Annotated in this window: 17 protein-coding genes; 14 read left to right on the top strand and 3 right to left on the bottom strand. The window is 53.0% G+C overall.

Annotated elements, in window-relative coordinates:
* Positions 1-3 precede the first annotated feature (3 nt).
* From EYB48_RS11730 to purM, 3 genes are all read right to left on the bottom strand, one after another.
* Entirely contained in the window at positions 4-405 is a 402-nt protein-coding gene (locus EYB48_RS11730) for a hypothetical protein (protein ID WP_162020534.1), read from the bottom strand.
* On the bottom strand, positions 405-1838 hold the full coding sequence (locus tag EYB48_RS11725; protein ID WP_162020533.1) for a S41 family peptidase: 1434 nt from the start codon (positions 1836-1838) through the stop codon (positions 405-407). Before EYB48_RS11725 ends, EYB48_RS11730 begins: the two co-directional genes overlap by 1 nt.
* A gap of 279 nt (positions 1839-2117) precedes the next feature.
* The gene (gene purM / locus EYB48_RS11720) at positions 2118-3161 is read right to left on the bottom strand and encodes a phosphoribosylformylglycinamidine cyclo-ligase (protein ID WP_162020532.1); all 1044 of its coding nucleotides are present in this window, start codon (positions 3159-3161) and stop codon (positions 2118-2120) included.
* Between the two features lie 154 nt (positions 3162-3315).
* On the opposite strand from purM, the gene EYB48_RS11715 reads away from it, so the two are divergent.
* From EYB48_RS11715 to kdpE, 14 genes are all read left to right on the top strand, one after another.
* Positions 3316-4401, top strand: coding sequence for an AI-2E family transporter (locus EYB48_RS11715; RefSeq protein WP_162020605.1), 1086 nt, complete (start codon positions 3316-3318; stop codon positions 4399-4401).
* On the top strand, positions 4398-5084 hold the full coding sequence (hda, locus tag EYB48_RS11710) for a DnaA regulatory inactivator Hda (RefSeq protein WP_162020531.1): 687 nt from the start codon (positions 4398-4400) through the stop codon (positions 5082-5084). Before EYB48_RS11715 ends, hda begins: the two co-directional genes overlap by 4 nt.
* A complete protein-coding gene (locus EYB48_RS11705; RefSeq protein WP_162020530.1) occupies positions 5081-5764 on the top strand; it encodes a histidinol-phosphatase in 684 nt (227 codons plus the stop codon). The genes hda and EYB48_RS11705 overlap by 4 nt, the downstream gene beginning before the upstream one ends.
* Positions 5761-7122 carry a polynucleotide adenylyltransferase PcnB gene (gene pcnB, locus EYB48_RS11700; RefSeq protein WP_162020529.1) on the top strand — a complete coding sequence of 454 codons (1362 nt, stop codon included), beginning with the start codon at positions 5761-5763 and terminating at the stop codon, positions 7120-7122. Before EYB48_RS11705 ends, pcnB begins: the two co-directional genes overlap by 4 nt.
* Before the next feature lie 14 nt (positions 7123-7136).
* The gene (folK, locus tag EYB48_RS11695; RefSeq protein WP_162020528.1) at positions 7137-7619 is read left to right on the top strand and encodes a 2-amino-4-hydroxy-6-hydroxymethyldihydropteridine diphosphokinase; all 483 of its coding nucleotides are present in this window, start codon (positions 7137-7139) and stop codon (positions 7617-7619) included.
* A 132-nt stretch (positions 7620-7751) separates the two neighbouring features.
* Positions 7752-8564: a 3-methyl-2-oxobutanoate hydroxymethyltransferase gene (gene panB, locus EYB48_RS11690; RefSeq protein WP_162020527.1), complete on the top strand. Its 813-nt coding sequence runs from the start codon at positions 7752-7754 to the stop codon at positions 8562-8564.
* Positions 8565-8801: 237 nt separating this feature from the next.
* Positions 8802-9578 carry a TorF family putative porin gene (locus tag EYB48_RS11685; RefSeq protein ID WP_162020526.1) on the top strand — a complete coding sequence of 259 codons (777 nt, stop codon included), beginning with the start codon at positions 8802-8804 and terminating at the stop codon, positions 9576-9578.
* A 243-nt stretch (positions 9579-9821) separates the two neighbouring features.
* A complete protein-coding gene (locus tag EYB48_RS19070) occupies positions 9822-9914 on the top strand; it encodes a potassium ABC transporter ATPase (protein WP_202927763.1) in 93 nt (30 codons plus the stop codon).
* Complete coding sequence (kdpF, locus tag EYB48_RS11680; protein WP_162020525.1) at positions 9911-10000, top strand: K(+)-transporting ATPase subunit F; 90 nt, start codon at positions 9911-9913, stop codon at positions 9998-10000. Before EYB48_RS19070 ends, kdpF begins: the two co-directional genes overlap by 4 nt.
* A gap of 1 nt (position 10001) precedes the next feature.
* Positions 10002-11819, top strand: a complete 1818-nt coding sequence (gene kdpA, locus EYB48_RS11675; RefSeq protein WP_162020524.1) for a potassium-transporting ATPase subunit KdpA — start codon at positions 10002-10004, stop codon at positions 11817-11819.
* Between the two features lie 134 nt (positions 11820-11953).
* Positions 11954-14035, top strand: coding sequence for a potassium-transporting ATPase subunit KdpB (gene kdpB, locus EYB48_RS11670; RefSeq protein WP_162020523.1), 2082 nt, complete (start codon positions 11954-11956; stop codon positions 14033-14035).
* A 13-nt stretch (positions 14036-14048) separates the two neighbouring features.
* Entirely contained in the window at positions 14049-14621 is a 573-nt protein-coding gene (gene kdpC, locus EYB48_RS11665; RefSeq protein ID WP_162020522.1) for a potassium-transporting ATPase subunit KdpC, read from the top strand.
* Positions 14622-14659: 38 nt separating this feature from the next.
* The gene (locus EYB48_RS11660; RefSeq protein WP_162020521.1) at positions 14660-17383 is read left to right on the top strand and encodes a DUF4118 domain-containing protein; all 2724 of its coding nucleotides are present in this window, start codon (positions 14660-14662) and stop codon (positions 17381-17383) included.
* Positions 17380-18075: a two-component system response regulator KdpE gene (gene kdpE / locus EYB48_RS11655; protein WP_162020520.1), complete on the top strand. Its 696-nt coding sequence runs from the start codon at positions 17380-17382 to the stop codon at positions 18073-18075. Before EYB48_RS11660 ends, kdpE begins: the two co-directional genes overlap by 4 nt.
* The last annotated feature ends 1 nt before the right edge of the window (position 18076 follow it).

The raw sequence follows: 18076 nt of genomic DNA, 5'->3' as shown, positions 1-18076 counted from the left end.
GCCTCACTCAGATTTTGTCGGACTGACTGCGGATGCTGCTGTCACTGGCCTGCAGGAAAGGCCTTGCAATTGTCGTTGTTGGCCAGAATTCAGATGCAGCAGCCAGCACTGTGCGCCGCTTTGCAGCAAACGAAAACGCTGCGGTGGCTCCAGATCGCGCCCCTGTATCAGGTCACCATTGGGACGATACTGATGACGCCGCTCTATCACTAATTCACTGCTACGTGTCAGATCGTCCTCAGCCAGTATCACACTGGAAAAACCGCTTAACTCAATAATGACGCGACGTAATTCCTGAGAAGACGCTGTCCCTGGCTGTGTCAATACAGCTGGCTGCAAGCCCGCCGCACCTGTCAATTGACAGGCGGACAGACTTAGCAGAAAACTTAGTTTCCAGACTTTCATTATGAGCGTGGCATCGGTGTGACGATGCGCATTTCCTGACTGGCTGGACGCACTAACTCATAAGACTGTTCCAACGCTGGCAAGGCGCGAATACCATCCGGCACAGAAGCCACAACTGGGCAAGCGCCTGTCTGACGATAGCCGAGTGCAGTCCGCAACATACCTTCAGTGATATCACCGCGCGCTTTAGTCAAATCATCAGCCACTTTGCAAGTTGGCGCAAAACCATCCGCGTAATCCCCAAAGCCCTTATTGTTCACGCCCTTGAACTGAATCGCAAAATAGGTATAGCCGCAGTTAGATTGCGGCACAAAACCATACGGCTTACCACGTGTGGTATCGCCAATCAGATCCACCGCCACATCCGCGCCGCGCAAGCCATTGATAATCGACTCACTCGCAGAAGCTGTACCCTGGCTGACCAGCAAGGTAACGTGTTTCAACCCCAGAGTCGGCAAAGAAGCATTACCACTCGTGGTATCGTAGAAAGGATATTTCTTATTATTCGCTGTCAGCTTATCGTTATAGCTCATCAGTTCAAATATCTTGCCACCAGTCTGAGCCGGGCCAGCAATCATGTATGACAACTGACTCGCGATATACAGCAATCCGCCACCGTTATAGCGCAGATCGATGACCAGATCCTGCACGCCTGCGTTCTTCAGCGTATTGATGGCTGAGATCAATTCATTCTCAGACTTCGCGATATGCGTATCGAATATAAAGTAGCCCACATTGCCATTAACTGTAGGAATAACTTTAGTGTTTTTAACGGTAGCGATGCTATAAGTGGCAGGCGTCATACTAATTTCGGCCTGCCCGTTGAAGCCCAGCTTATGCGCCAGCAGTTTAGTCGGAAACAAACCTTCATTCAGTGTAGCAATACCTGCCGTCGAATTGTCAGTCACAAAATTGACACCATCAACTGAGGTCAGTTTATCGCCACGCTTAATGCCCGCCGTTGCAGCCGGAGAGCCAGCGGCAACTTCAATAACCACCCAGTTGCGTGGAGGTGAATTACTTTGGCGCCCCCATTGAATACCATAGTCTTGCGAAATACCGGAGGAAGAAGCCTCATAGGATTCGGTGGTTTGTGACCAGTGGAATTGATCTACCGCTACACCCGATGCTGTTTTTGCTGTCGTTTTCAGTACATCAAAATACAGCTGAGGATTGGCATAGCTGGCTGGATTCAGATTCGTTGGCACATCTTTGTACCAGAGATAAGTCTCATCAACAAAAGAACGCAGGAAGGCTTTTTCATTATCCATCGTGCCCTGACGATCAACACTACCCGCACGCGGGTTGGCACACAAATTTGCCAATGACTCAGAAGACGGCAGACCGCCAATATCCGTGCCACCACCACCGCCGCCACCGCCGCATGCAGTCAGCAAAGCCAGTAAGCCCAGAGTTACGCCATATTGCTTCATAGAACACCATTCTCAAGTACGTTAATCAAATACCACTACCGCCCGCGAATTCTACGACTAAGAATATTAATTGTAAAAAAAGTTTTCTTAACTGTATGAAATTTACAATATTGAATAAAACACCTATTTACAGTAGCTTTGTTTCCATTTAGATAAATTTGAAATTAAAAAACACGGATATCTCAATATCTCCTTATTTAGCTACCTGACTGTTTCTCGCAGCAGCAATAAAAAAGCCTTGTCCACGGACAAGGCTTTTTGTTCAACACTCTATTCAGCTCAGACCACGATAGTCGGATGCTCATTACCGTCACGCGCACGGATTTCACCGATGCGGAATACCGTTTCACCAGCGGCGCTTAATTGCTCCATTGCTGCCTGCGCATTTTCCTGAGAAACGATAACGACCATGCCGATACCGCAGTTGAATACGCGGTGCATTTCAGCATCCGCCACGCCGCCGTGCTGCTGCAGCCAGGAGAACAACGGAGGCAAGGGCCACGCATCTTTATGCAATACTGCAGTCAATTTGTCGCCCAAGACACGTGGTACGTTTTCGACCAGACCACCACCGGTAATGTGCGCCATGCCCTTCACTTCCAGCGTTTCCATCAGCGCCAGCAAAGGTTTGACATAAATACGGGTCGGCGCCATCAGCGCATCGCCCAAAGTACGGCCATCGAAATCAGCATTCAGATCAGGATTAGCCACTTCGATAATCTTGCGTACCAGAGAGAATCCATTGGAATGAATGCCGGAAGAAGCCAGACCCAGGATCACGTCACCCGGCTGAATTTTGCTGCCATCGATGATTTTGGATTTTTCTACTGCACCGACTGCAAAACCAGCCAGATCATATTCGCCATCCGGATACATAGAAGGCATTTCTGCGGTTTCGCCACCGATCAGTGCACAGCCAGCCTGCTCGCAACCGAAAGCCACACCTTTGATGACGTCCGTCGCTGCGGCCACATCCAGTTTGCCGCAAGCGAAGTAGTCCAGAAAAAATAAAGGTTCAGCACCCTGAACCAAAATATCGTTAACACTCATTGCGACCAGATCAATACCGACGGTGTCATGTTTATTCAGATGAAACGCGAGTTTCAGCTTGGTACCGACGCCATCTGTACCAGAAACCAGGACTGGTTCCTTGTACTTTTTACTGATTTCGAACATCGCACCAAAACCACCGATGCCAGCCATTACGCCTTCGCGCATGGTACGTTTTGCAAATGGTTTGATCGCGTCGACCAGTGCATCACCGGCAACCATATCGACACCGGCGTCGGCGTAAGAGAGAGAAACAGGGGTAGAAGTGCTCATGATATTCGTCAGTAGGGGCTTGAGGCGGTAAAATAGAGAAATTGCCAGAAAACACCGGCAAAAACGCTATTTTAACAAAACGACTGCGCCTTGACCTGATTTTCGGTCAATGCATAACAAAAGCTTAACTAATCCTGGGGTTCCCGTCCTGAATATGCTGATACCTTTGTCCACAGAGCAGAAACAGTCACTACTTTGGCTCAGCGTCGCGCTGGCACTGGTAGTCTTGCTGGCTTTACTGGGTCCGGTGCTGATGCCGTTTGTGGTCTCCGGGATACTGGCCTATGTGCTCAATCCCTGGGTCGATAAATTAAGCGCCTGGCGGATTAAGAAATGGTCACTGCCACGTCCTATGGCTGCCAGCATCACCATATTGCTGCTGATCGCGGCGGTGCTGGCCATGGTGCTGGTGATCGTGCCTATCCTGCAAAAGGAAATTCCACAGTTACAGGCGCAGATTCCACGCTTTTTTGATAAATTCGACCAGACTTTATCGCCTTTACTGGCAGCACATGGCTTTAATATCCGCCTCGATAGCGCTGGCATTAAAGACTTGCTGACTGAGCAGCTGGCCGGTAGTGGTGATGTCATCGGCAAAGCGGTACTGTCTTCGATTAAAGTCGGCGGTACTGCTGTTCTTGGGATGCTGGCTAACTTACTGCTGATCCCCATCGTGCTGTTTTATCTGCTGCTGGACTGGCATGCCTTGCTACATCGGCTGTCACACTTCATTCCACGCCGCTGGGTTAGCGCCACCACCTCAGGCTTACTGGAGGTGGATGATTTGCTGGCCCAATATCTGCGCGGGCAGATACTGGTGATGCTGGTGTTAGCCGCCTATTACTCGATTGCGTTGTCGATTGCCCGTTTTGACCTGGCGATACCGGTCGGTATCATCACTGGCTTTCTGGTGTTTATTCCCTACATAGGTTACGGCCTCGGACTGGCGCTGGCGCTGATAGGCGCGGTCTTGCAATTTGATGGTTTGCAAGGTCTGATCGCTGTCGCCATCATTTACGGCGTAGGTCAGTTGCTGGAGTCTTTCATACTCACACCACGCCTGGTTGGTGAGCGCATCGGTCTGCATCCGCTGACCGTGATTTTTGCGCTGATGGCATTTGGTCAGCTATTCGGATTTATCGGTATTCTGGTTGCGCTGCCCGCATCAGCGATCATTTCGGTCGCAGTACGCCATTTGCGCAGCTCTTACCTGAACAGTACTTTTTACAGTCAGTCATGAAGCAATTACTTCTCGATCTGGACGCGCAAAAGCTGCCATCCCTGGCCACCTTTGTGGTGGGACAGAATGCCGAGCTCGCACAATTACTGGGACTGTTCTCGCAGCGTATTGCCAGCCAATACGGCGAGCGCTCGGTCTACATCTGGGGTGAGCCTGGCGCTGGAAAAACCCATTTACTGCATGCGCTGGCCGATCATCCGGATTCACGTTACATACCAGCCAATGCGCCCGAAAGCGCGTTTGACTTCAGCGACGCCGTCAGCCTGTATCTGCTGGATGACTGTGAACATCTGTCACCGCTAAATCAGATTGCCGCATTCAATTTGTTTAATGAGGCCCGCGCACGCGGCGGCTTTCTGGTCGCGGCTGGCAATCATCCGCCTATGATACTCAGCATGCGCGATGACTTGCGCACCCGCTTTGGCTGGGGCTTGATTTATCAGTTACATGGTCTGACTGACGAAGACAAAATCGATGCACTGGAACGTGCGGCACATGCGCGTGGCATACAGATTTCCGCTGGCGTGATACCCTATCTGATTACGCACTATCAACGTGACATGAGCTCGCTGACGGCTATGCTGGATCAGCTGGATCATTATTCGCTGGTCACCAAACGCCCTATTACCCTGCCCTTATTGCGCGAACTGATGCTGCAACAACAGCCCTGGACACGACCATGAAACCCGCTGACATCGCCCTGTTTGATCTTGACCACACCCTGATTCCTATCGACTCTGATTATGAGTGGGGACAGTTTCTGTGCCGCGTCGGTGCTGTCGATGCGCAAGAATTTGCACGTCGCAATGCCGACTTTTTCGCACAGTACCAGGCTGGCACGCTGGACGCAGTCGAATACCTGGAATTTGCGCTCGGGACGCTGGCGCGCTTTCCCAGATCGCAGCTGGATGCGCTGCATGCGCAGTTCATGCAGGAAGTGATACAGCCTGCGCTGTTACCAGTCGCTTATGATTTACTGAAAAAACATCAGGATCAGGGCGATCTGATTGCAATTATTACGGCGACAAATCGCTTTGTGACGGCACCAATCGCGCGTGCGCTGGGTGTAGAGCATTTGCTCGCAGCAGAACCTGAAACAGATACCAACAATAACATCACCGGAAAGCTGATCGGTGTCCCGAGCTCAGGGGCAGGAAAAGTGATCCATTTACAGAATTGGCTGGCACTACAAGAAAAACAACTCAGTGATTTTGGCAGCAGCTATTTTTACAGCGACTCCCATAACGATATTCCCTTACTCGAGGCAGTGACCCACCCGGTCGCAACCAACCCCAACGATAAGCTGCGGGCCCATGCACTGGCGAAAACCTGGCCTCTACTCCAGCTGTTTGAGAAACAATGATCAAGAAATTTATACGAAAAATCCTCGGCGTTAAAAAATCCGGCCATCTGGCCAGCGACCATGCCACGCCTGTGATACTGAGTGCCAAAGACCATGGCATCAATCCGCAACTGGTTTCTGCCAATGCGATCCGGGTTACGCAAACGCTGCAGGATAATGGCTTTAAGGCCTTCATCGTCGGTGGTGCGGTGCGCGACCTGCTGACCGGTGTCAAGCCTAAAGACTTTGATATCGCGACCAATGCGACCCCGGAACAGGTTAAACGTCTGTTCCGGCGCGCTTTCATTATCGGTCGCCGCTTCCAGATCGTGCATGTGATGTTTGGCCAGGATTTGCTGGAGGTGACCACCTTCCGTGGCCCTTCCGATAAAGCCGCGCTGACCGATGAACATGGACGCGTTTTGCGTGACAATACCTTCGGCGAGCAGCACGAAGATGCGGCGCGCCGCGACTTCAGCATCAATGCCATGTATTACGATCCGGCTTCGCAAACGGTGCTCGACTATCACGGCGGCATCAAGGATATCCGTAAAAAATCCCTGCGCATTATCGGCGTACCGGAAGAGCGCTACCGTGAAGATCCGGTACGCATGCTGCGCGTAGTCCGCTTTGCGGCCAAGCTGCAATTCCAGATTGATGATGCGACCCGCGCTCCAATCGCGGTAATGGCACCATTGATCAACAATGTTCCTGCTGCACGCGTGTTTGATGAAATGCTCAAGCTGCTGACCAGCGGCCACGCCATGGCCTGTCTGCAGCAATTGCGCAAAGAAGGCTTGCATCATGGTCTGATGCCTTTGCTGGACGTGGTACTGGAACAGCCTATGGGCGAAAAATTCGTGACGCTGGCACTGGCCAATACCGATGCACGCGTACAGCAAGGAAAGACGGTCTCTCCTAGCTTCCTGTTTGCTTCACTGCTGTGGCATCAGGTGCTGGAAAAATGGGAAGCCTATAAAGCAGCCGGTGAATTCCCGATTCCGGCCTTACATCTGGCAGCCGATGATGTACTGAACCGTCAGACTGATGCGCTCGCGATTCAGCGCAAAGTGGCAGCCGATATGCGTGATATCTGGGCCATGCAGCCGCGTTTCGAAAAACGCATAGGCAAGACCCCTTACAAAATGCTGGAACATCAGCGTCTGCGTGCCGGCTATGACTTCCTGCTGCTGCGTTGTGCTTCGGGTGAACTGGACGAAGAAACCGGCACCTGGTGGACCGAATTTATCGAAGGCGACGCCGAAACGCGCGAACGCCTGATCAACACTAAACCACGTACAGCAGTCGCAGCGGGCGGCGTAAAAAAACGCAAACCACGTCGCCGCGGCCCTAAGAAAACCGCAGCAGCACAAGAGTAATGGAACTGGTTTAAATGGAACTGACTTACATTGCGCTGGGCGCTAATCTCGGGCAGGCAGCCGACACCGTGCTGGCTGCCGCCGAACGTTTAGCGCAACTGCCGCAAACGCGTTTACTGCAAGTCTCATCGCTGTACAGCAGCGCACCGGTCGACTCCAGCGGTGATGATTATGTGAATGCGGTGGCGGCGCTGCATACCGGCTTGTCTGCACAGGATTTATTAACTGCGATTCAGGCCATAGAAGCGGATTTCGGGCGCGAGCGTCCATATCGCAATGCGCCGCGCACGCTGGACCTGGATATTCTGTTGTACAGTGAGCTGATACTGGATAGTGCCAATTTACAGCTGCCCCATCCGCGTATGACGGAACGCGCGTTTGTATTGCTGCCGCTGTGTGAAATCGCGGCTGAAGTACAGATACCAGGGCGCGGAGCTGCCGCGGATTATTTGCCCGCGGTGGCACAACAGATTATTTTCCGTTTGCCACAGCGATAAACAAACGGGACCGCTGCTGAGCTTGTTTTAATAAAAAAACTGACGAAATAGTCGACGAAATTACCAACGCTACCGTCGCTGAAGCAGCCCACAAATCCTTAAGCAACAAAGTAACATCCTTTGGAGAAGAAAATGGCGGAATATCTGCAAGACCGCAAAGCGGTCAGTATCCCGGGTCTGATGACCATGCGTGAGCAGGGAGAAAAAATCACCATGCTGACCTGCTATGACGCCAGCTTCGCAGCGCTGATGGATCGCTGCGGTGTTGAGATCTTGCTCATCGGCGATTCACTGGGTATGGTCAGTCAGGGTCATGATTCCACACTGCCGGTGACGGTGGATGACATGGTGTACCACACCGCGTCTGTCGCACGTGGCAATCAAAAGGCGCTGGTCGTGGCCGACTTGCCGTTCGGTGCCTATGCCACCCCGGAATCCGCCTTTGAGAATGCCGCGCGCCTGATACGTGCCGGTGCACAAATGGTGAAACTGGAAGGCGGAACCTGGTTGTTGCCGACCATACGCTTCCTGACTGAACGCGCGATACCGGTGTGCGCCCATCTGGGTCTGACACCGCAATCGGTACATCAGCTGGGTGGCTATAAAGTGCAGGGTAAAACCAGCGCCGCAGCGGAATTACTGAAGACTGAAGCACTTGCTGTGCAAGAAGCGGGAGCCAGCCTGCTGGTACTGGAAGCCATCCCGGCCACACTCGGTAAAGAAGTCACTGACTCGCTGCATATTCCCACCATAGGTATAGGTGCGGGTGTGGATTGCTCTGGTCAGGTATTGGTCATGCATGATTTGCTCGGCGTCTTCCCCGGCCGTAAAGCGCGCTTCGTGAAGAACTTCATGGAAGGTCAGACCAGTATCGATGCGGCCGTCAGCGCCTATGTGCAGGCAGTCAAAGCGCAAAGCTTCCCCGCACCTGAACACTGCTTCTGAACACCGCCTTGAGGCGGTGTTCGGATAACTGCTGTTGTTAGCGATGCGGCTGACAGCAGCAGTTTTCAACTTCCCTTCCCTTCCGCGTAATTCAACATTCAGTACACAGCAAATCTGCTGCATTTTTACAGTTTCTTAATACTCGCATAAATGGTCTTTGCACTGTTTTTATGCGCGGCTGCGTATTCTCTTGTGCGTTCCGTTCGCTATTCCGGCGAACGCCATCAAGGAATTCACATGAAGAAAAATAAACTGTACGCCGCCTTGCTGCTGAGCAGCGCAGCCCTCAGCACTTCTGCCGCATGGGCGCAGGAAGCAAAACCTGATCTGGATCTGAGTTTCAATGCCAGCCTGACCAGTGATTACCGTTACCGCGGCATCTCACAGACCCGCCAGGGCCCTGCACTGCAAGGCGGTGCCGATCTCAGCCACACGCCGACAGGTCTGTATGCAGGCACCTGGTTATCGACGATTAAATGGATTAAAGATACGCCAGGCGCTGGCAGCACACCGCTGGAATGGGATGTGTATGCGGGTAAAAAAGGGCAACTCAGTCAGGACCTGAGCTACGATGTGGGCGTACTGGGCTATGTGTATGCTGGTAACAAACTGGATCAGGTGGGATTGAAAGATGCGAATACCCTGGAGCTGTATGGTCAGCTCAATTACGGTCCAGCCTACCTCAAGTATTCACATGCCCTCACCCCCTTGTTCGGTATCGTCGATAGCAAAAACAGCGGCTACCTCGACCTCGGTGCAAATATCGTACTGCGTGAAGGCCTGACACTGAATCTGCATGCGGGCTACCAGAAAGTTCAGGGTATCAATGCCAGCGCAGCCACCTACAGCGATTACAAAATCGGACTCAGTCAGGATGTCAATCTGCTGGGTGGCATGACATTCAGCCTCGCCGCCATTGGCACTAATGCAGATAAAAGTTTTTACGCCTCGCCAGCCAATGGCAAATTCATGGGCAAGCACAGCCTGGTCGTCAGCGTCAGTAAAACGTTCTGAGTGACTGATTAAAACTAAGTGTCTCAAGCGCGCTGTCGCCACGGCGTCAACGGGTGTCCGGACCTCAGTCTAACACCCGTTTTTTTATTCCGGCCTAAGAAAATCCATTCTCCCGACAAGCCCCTACACTCTGCAGCCCGACCACGCGTTTACACAATTTTTACACCGCTTTGCACAAGCTATACGACATCTTTACCCCGAAATCTCTATCGTAATGACTCAGCCATTCTCGTTGGAGTTCATATGGATTTTTTATATCTCGGCTATCTGCTGCTATTTGCAGTCGCCAGTTTCGCCCTGGTTCAGGGCTGTAACCGCCTGGGAGGCAAAGCATGAGCCTGTTTCATGTTGTCGGCGCCATTGTCGCGCTGCTTCTATTGATTTACCTGGTGTATGCCTTGTTGAAACCGGAGGCATTTTAAAATGAATCACTCTGCCTTTTTCCAGATTGCCCTGTATATGGGCGTACTCGTGCTACTCGCAGTACCGCTGGGGCTCTACATCACCAAAGTGATGAGCGGAGAAAAAAATGCGCTGTCCTGGCTGCTACAGCCGCTGGAAAAACTCTGCTATAAAATTTTCGGCATCGATGCGCAACAAGAAATGGCGTGGAAGCCCTACGCGATCGCGCTGATCGCATTTAATGTGCTCGGTGTCTTTGTGCTGTATGGCTTACAACGCCTGCAGTTTGTGCTGCCGCTGAATCCTCAGGCCTTGCCAGGCATCGCAGCAGATTCCTCACTCAATACCGCAGTCAGCTTCGTCGCCAACACTAACTGGCAAAGCTATGTGCCAGAAACAACAATGAGCTATCTGACGCAGATGCTGGGTTTGAGCGTACAAAACTTCTTGTCCGCAGCAACCGGCCTTGCCGTCACGATCGCCTTGATACGTGGTTTCGCACGTCATACGATGCAAAGCATAGGTAACTTCTGGGTTGATCTGACTCGCGGCACTTTGTACATACTGCTGCCGCTTGCTTTTATATTGGCGACTGGTTTAATGAGTCAGGGTGTGATTCAGAATTTCGATGCCTACAAAACGGCTGATCTGCTTGAAAAACTCGACTATACCGTGCCGAAAGTCGATGCAACCGGTGCACCAGTGCTGGATGCTGCTGGCAAAGCTGTGCCTGAAGCGCAAAGCACCACAACCCAGACCTTGCCTATGGGTCCGGTTGCTTCGCAAGAAGCGATCAAAATGCTGGGCACCAATGGTGGCGGCTTCTTCAATGCCAACTCTGCCCATCCTTTTGAAAATCCGACGCCGTTGTCGAACTTTTTAGAAATGCTGGCGATCTTCCTGATTCCCGCAGCGCTGTGTATCACTTTCGGGAAAATGGTCGGCGACCAGCGTCAGGGCTGGGCGATTTTTGCAGTCATGACTATTTTGTTTGTTTCGCTGGCCGGTGTGGCGATCACGGCCGAACAGCAAGGTAATCCCATGTTCAGCAAGTCAGGCGTCGATCAGTCAGCAAGTGACTCTGCCTTGCAGTCTCAGGCTGGCGGCAATATGGAAGGCAAAGAAGCGCGTTTCGGCATCGCAGCCAGCGGCTTGTTTGCGACCATCACGACGGCAGCTTCCTGTGGCGCAGTGAATAGCATGCACGATTCCTACACACCGCTGGGTGGCATGGTGCCAATGATCCTGATGCAGCTTGGTGAAGTGGTGTTCGGTGGCGTCGGCGCAGGTATGTATGGCATGTTGATCTTCGCTATTCTGGCGGTCTTTATCGCGGGTCTGATGATAGGTCGCACACCGGAATATCTGGGTAAGAAAATCGAAGCCTACGAAATGAAAATGATCGCCGTCTCTATCCTGATCGGCCCTGTGCTGGTGCTGGCAGGGACTGCTGTCTCTGTGTTGGTGGCGGATGGCAAGGCGGGTATTGCCAATCCAGGCGCACACGGCTTTAGCGAAATTCTGTATGCCTTTGTCTCCGCAGCCAATAACAACGGCAGTGCGTTTGCCGGACTGTCTGCCAACACGCCCTTCTATAACGTGATGCTGGCGATTGCCATGTGGTTCGGACGCTTCTGCATCATCGTACCCATCCTCGCCATAGCCGGCTCTCTCGCAGCCAAGAAACGTCTGGCAGCAACAGCAGGCACCTTGCCTACCCACGGCCCTTTATTTGTGAGTCTGTTACTAGGCACAGTGGTCATCGTTGGTGCACTGACTTATATTCCGGCGCTGGCCTTGGGTCCTATCGTCGAACACCTGATCATGATCGCCCAATAAGAGAACTGCACAACACTGTCCCGTGCTTCCCTGTGCAGAGCAAAGGCGTCATCGCCAGCGCTGCGCAGGGAAGAAAACAGGAGTGTTATTCATCACTTTGAATATGCAGAAGTCTCTCGTTTAGAAAGAAGAAAATGAGCCATAAAATCGAGCTGTCCTTGCTAAATTCCAGCATTGTAAAACCAGCTATTGTCGATGCTTTCCGCAAACTGCAACCGCAAGTCCAGATGAGAAATCCGGTGATGTTTGTGGTGTATATCGGCAGCCTGCTCACCACCGCACTGACCGTGCAAGCCTTCCTGAGCCAAGGCGAAGCACCGGCTGGCTTTATACTCGCCATCTGCCTGTGGCTGTGGTTCACCGTCTTGTTTGCTAATTTCGCAGAAGCATTGGCAGAAGGCCGCAGCAAAGCACAGGCAGAATCACTGCGCAGTGCAAAACAGGATGTCCGGGCAAAAAAAATGCAGACCGCTCAGCGTAACGCGACGCAAATCCTGGTCAATGGTTCCAGCCTGCGTAAAGGCGACTTCATCCTGGTTGAAGCGAATGATGTGATTCCTGCTGACGGCGAAGTGGTCGAAGGCGTGGCATCGGTCGATGAATCTGCCATTACCGGCGAATCGGCACCTGTAATACGCGAATCCGGTGGCGATTTCAGTGCGGTCACTGGCGGCACCCGCGTACTGTCAGACTGGATCATCGTCAAAGTGACAGTCAATCCGGGTGAAGCTTTTCTCGACCGCATGATCGCGATGGTGGAAGGTGCAAAACGTCAAAAAACCCCGAATGAAATCGCATTGACGATATTGCTGGTGGCCTTGACTATCGTATTCCTGCTGGCGACTGTCACCCTGCTGCCTTTCTCGCTGTTCAGCGTGGAAGCATCCGGTGCAGGCATGCCAGTCACGATCACAGTACTGGTCGCTTTGCTGGTGTGCCTGATTCCGACGACGATAGGTGGTTTGCTGTCAGCGATCGGTGTGGCAGGTATGAGCCGCATGATGCAGGCAAATGTGATCGCCACCTCCGGTCGTGCTGTGGAAGCTGCAGGCGATGTCGACGTGCTGTTGCTCGACAAAACCGGCACCATCACGCTGGGCAATCGCCAGGCTTCTGCGTTTCATCCGGCCTCTGGTGTCTCGGAAGAGCAACTGGCCGATGCCGCGCAATTGTCTTCGCTGGCGGATGAAACACCGGAAGGCCGCAGCATCGTGATACTCGCAAAAAACAAATTCCAGCTGCGTGAAAGAGATATACAGTCGCTGGGCGCCGAGTTCATTCCTTTCACTGCTCAGACCCGCATGAGCGGCGTCGATCTCACGCAAAACGGTAGCGTGCGCAAAATTCGCAAAGGCTCGGTCGACGCCATGCGTAAAGCGTTCACTGAAACCGGCCTGCAATTCCCGCAAGCGGTACTCGACATCGTTGATCAGGTTTCGCGTCAAGGCAGTACGCCATTAGTCGTGACCGACGATCAACGCGTGATGGGCGTGATAGAGCTGAAAGACATCGTCAAAGGCGGTATCAAAGAACGTTTTGCGGAACTGCGCAAAATGGGGATTAAAACCATCATGATCACCGGTGACAACCGCCTGACCGCAGCCGCCATTGCAGCCGAAGCCGGTGTCGATGACTTCCTGGCAGAAGCGACCCCGGAAGACAAACTGAAACTGATACGCTCACATCAGGCTGATGGCAAACTGGTCGCGATGACCGGCGATGGTACCAATGATGCACCGGCGCTGGCGCAAGCCGACGTAGCAGTCGCGATGAACAGCGGTACTCAGGCAGCCAAGGAAGCCGGCAATATGGTCGATCTGGATTCGAATCCGACCAAGCTGATCGAAATCGTTGAAATCGGTAAGCAAATGCTGATGACACGCGGCTCGCTGACTACCTTTAGTATCGCTAACGATGTGGCTAAGTATTTTGCGATTATACCGGCTGCGTTTGCGACTACATATCCGCAACTGAACGCACTGAATCTGATGCAGCTGAGCAGCCCGGCCAGCGCCATCATGTCGGCGGTGATCTTCAATGCGCTGATCATCGTGTTTCTGATTCCATTGGCATTAAAAGGCGTCAAATATCGTCCGCTAGGCGCGGATATCCTGTTGCGCCGCAATTTGCTGGTCTATGGTCTGGGCGGTCTGCTGGTTCCGTTTATCGGCATTAAGCTTATCGATATCATCCTGACCGTACTCGGTCTGGTTTAAAAGGAGTCTAGTTATGAAAATTCTGCGTCCCTTAATCGGCTCTTTCATCGTACTGAGCGCCATCACCGGCATACTCTATCCTTTGGCCGTCACTGGCGTCGGTAAAATCGCCTACCCTGAGCAAGCCAGCGGCAGCCTGATACAGAAAGACGGCAAGCTGCTCGGTTCGAAACTGATAGGCCAAAGCTTTAGCGATCCCAGGTATTTCTGGAGCCGTCCATCGGCCAGTGGCACGTTTTCTTATAACGGCCTGGCTTCCGGCGGTGCCAATCAGGGTCCGACCAACCCGGCCTTGAAAGCTGCGTTGGAAGAGCGTATCAAAGCTTTGCACGATGCCGATCCGGGTAATACCCGTCCGGTCCCGGTCGATCTGGTCACCGCTTCCGCCAGTGGTCTGGACCCGCACATCAGCCCGGCTGCTGCCGAATATCAGTTAGCGCGGGTAGCGCGGATACGTGACCTCAGCCAGAAACAGCTGCGTGCTTTAGTGGAAAAGCACACAGAGTCTGCACAATTCGGTATTCTGGGCGAAGCACGTGTGAATGTGCTGGAACTGAATCTCGCACTTGATCAAATCAAGAAATAATTGAACAAATAAGCGAAGAAATAAGCGAAAAAATAACGATGAACGATTACCGCCCCGACCCGGACGCCTTGCTGGACAAGATACAGCGTGAAGACGCAAAACAGCAGCGTGGTCACTTAAAGATTTTTTTCGGCGCCTGTGCCGGGGTGGGTAAGACTTATGCAATGCTGAATGCTGCGCATCTGCAAAAACAAAAAGGGGTCGATGTCGTGATTGGCATCGTTGAAACCCATGGCAGACAAGATACCATCCAGATGACGCATGAGCTTGAAGTCCTGCCTTCGCAACAAATTCTATACAAGGACAGAGTACTCTCAGAATTCGACCTGGATGGCGCGCTACAGCGCCAGCCGGATTTGCTGTTGGTTGATGAACTGGCGCATTCCAATGTAGCAGGTTCACGCCATGCCAAGCGCTGGCAGGATGTGGAAGAACTACTGGCTGCAGGCATCGATGTGTACACCACCGTCAATGTTCAACATCTGGAGACGCTGAATGATGTGGTGGGACAGATCACGGGCATCCGGGTGTGGGAAACCGTGCCCGATAAATTTTTTGATCTGGCCGATGAAATCACGCTGGTCGATTTGCCACCGGACGAATTACTGCGCCGTTTAAAAGAAGGTAAAGTCTATCTCGAACAGCAGGCCCAGCGTGCCGCTAAAAACTTTTTCCGCAAAGGCAATCTGATCGCTTTACGCGAGCTGGCACTGCGCCGTACTGCCGATCAGGTCGACGTGCAGATGCGCGACTACCGCGCTGATCAGGCCATTCATCAGGTCTGGCAAGCGAAAGAAAGGCTGCTGGTCTGTATCGGGCCAGATGCCAGCGCCAGTAAGCTGGTACGCGGTGCCGCACGACTGGCGGCCAGCCTGCGTGCCGACTGGATTGCGGTTTATGTCGAAACGCCGAAACTGGCTCAACGCAAGGCGGGACAACAAGATGCCATATTGAAGGCGCTGAAACTGGCGCAGGAACTGGGTGCTGAAACCACCACACTGGCAGGCGACAATCTGGCCACGCTGCTGCTGAGTTATGCGCGCAGCCGTAATGTATCGAAACTGGTGATAGGCAAATCCTTGCGTCCGGCCTGGACCCGCCTGCTGCGCACCAGCCTGGCGGATGAACTGGCCAGCCGCAGCACCGATATTGATGTGGTGATGGTAGGCCATGAGCTTAGCGTGCAAGACAGTGCAGCGCATGCTGAGAGTAATCATATCGATCTGGATCAAAGCCAGCGTACGCCACTGTCAGCCTATCTGTGGACCATCGCGGTATGCATGACTGCGACGCTGCTGAGCGCAGGCCTGACCCAGGTATTTGACCTCGCGAATGTGGTGATGCTGTATTTGCTGGCCGTGGTATTCGTTGCACTGCGTTTTGGACGCAGCGCCTCAGTACTCGCCTCTTTACTCAGCGTGGCGAGCTTCGATTATTTTTTTGTGTCGCCGCGTTTTTCCTTCAGCGTCAGCGACAGCCAGTATCTGTTCACCTTCGCAATCATGCTGGCAGTGTCACTGACCATCAGCAAACTGATGACCAATCTGCGCTTTCAGGCCCAGGTTGCGCTGTACCGGGAACGCCGTGCCGATGCGCTGTACACCATGAGCAAAGCCTTGTCCGGTGCCCTGATGGTGGAACAGATTATCGAAATCGGTGTCAATCATCTGGCACCCGTTTTCCAAGCCCGAGTCGCCATCCTGCTGCCGGATAGTCATGACAAAATCCGCCAGCCGCTGGCTGAAACCGGTCAGCCAGATCCTATGCAGACTATGCTGCTCAGCACTGTCGATACCAGCGTTGCGCAATGGGTTTACGACCATCATCAGGCAGCCGGTCTGGGTACCCAGACCCTGCCCTCGAATGCGGTCTTATATCTGCCTCTGCGTGCACCGATGCGCACGCGCGGCGTGCTGGCAATCGCACCTAAGGATACGCGACAGATTTTCCAGCCTGAGCAGCAGCAGTTACTCGATACCTTTGCCGCGCAAATTGCGCTGGCGCTGGAGCGCGTGCATTATGTCGAGGTGGCGCAGGATGCCTTAATCAGCATGGAAGCAGAACGTATGCGCAATGCCTTATTATCGGCGATCTCGCATGACCTGCGTACCCCACTGACGGCCATCGTGGGTCTGGCCAGCACGCTGCATGAGCAAGCTGATTTAGCGCCGCCTAAACGCGCCGAATTGAGTCTGGCTATCCATGATGAAGCGCTGCGCATGAGCGGACTGGTGGTCAATTTGCTGGACATGGCGCGGCTGCAATCGGGTAAAGTCACGCTGAACCAGCAATGGCAACCTTTGGAAGAAGTGGTCGGCAGCGCATTGCGCGCCTGTCAGCACAGTTTGCAAGGCCATGTACTCAAAACCGCGATACCGGCGGACTTACCGTTGCTGTACTTTGACGCGGTGCTAATGGAGCGTGTACTGTGCAATCTTTTAGAAAACGCGGCAAAATACGGCCGCACTCAAATTCAGATCACTGCGCAGGCAGATACAGAATTTGTGCATCTGAGTATGCTGGATGATGGTCCCGGATTGCCGGCAGGCGTCAATATTTTTGAAAAATTTACCCGCGGCGAACTGGAAGCGGCCAGCCCGGGTGTAGGTCTGGGGCTGGCGATTTGTGAGAGTATTGTGCTCGCGCATAGCGGAAAAATCGTAGCGTCCAACCGGCCAGATGGTGGCGCGCAATTCACGGTTTCCCTGCCACTGGGAAATGCGCCGCCACTGCCACCGATGATAGAAGATGAACTGGAATGAGTGACGCAAAAATTCATATCGTCCTGATTGAGGATGAAAAACAGATACGGCGCTTTCTCAGCACTGCGCTCGAGGCTGAAGGCATGACCGTATTTGAGAGTGAAACCGCTAAGCAGGGTCTGATCAGCTGCGCCACCCGCAAACCGGATTTGCTGATCGTCGATCTGGGGCTGCCCGACATGAATGGACTGGATGTGATACGCGATATCCGCAGCTGGAGTGAAGTCCCGGTGATCGTGCTGTCAGCGCGCACCCAGGAACACGAAAAAGTAGCGGCGCTGGATGCCGGTGCCGATGATTATCTGAGCAAACCATTTGGTGCAGCTGAACTGATTGCACGCATACGTGCGCATTTGCGGCGGCGTCAGCCCGCCAATGCGCAACAGGAAGCCCGGTTTGAATTTGGTGATGTCAGTGTCGACTTTGCCTTGCGCACGGTGGCACGGGCTGGCGTTGCGGTACATCTGAGTCCGATAGAGTATCGCCTGTTATCGGTACTGGCCAGGAATGCAGGTAAGGTGCTCACGCATCAGCAATTGCTGAAAGAAGTATGGGGCCCCGGCCATGCAGAAAGCAGCCATTATTTGCGTATTTACATGGCCAACTTACGCCAGAAGCTGGAAGCCGAACCCGCTCAACCGCGCTACTTTCTGACTGAAACCGGAGTTGGTTACCGCCTGGTGACGCAATAAA

It is taken from the genome of Cognatundibacterium crateris (genome assembly GCF_010078235.1).
In the GTDB taxonomy this organism is placed as follows: Bacteria; Pseudomonadota; Gammaproteobacteria; order Burkholderiales; family Burkholderiaceae_D; genus Undibacterium; species Undibacterium crateris.
Note: the sequence above shows the minus strand (reverse complement) of the source record. Positions and strands in the feature narration are given on the sequence as shown.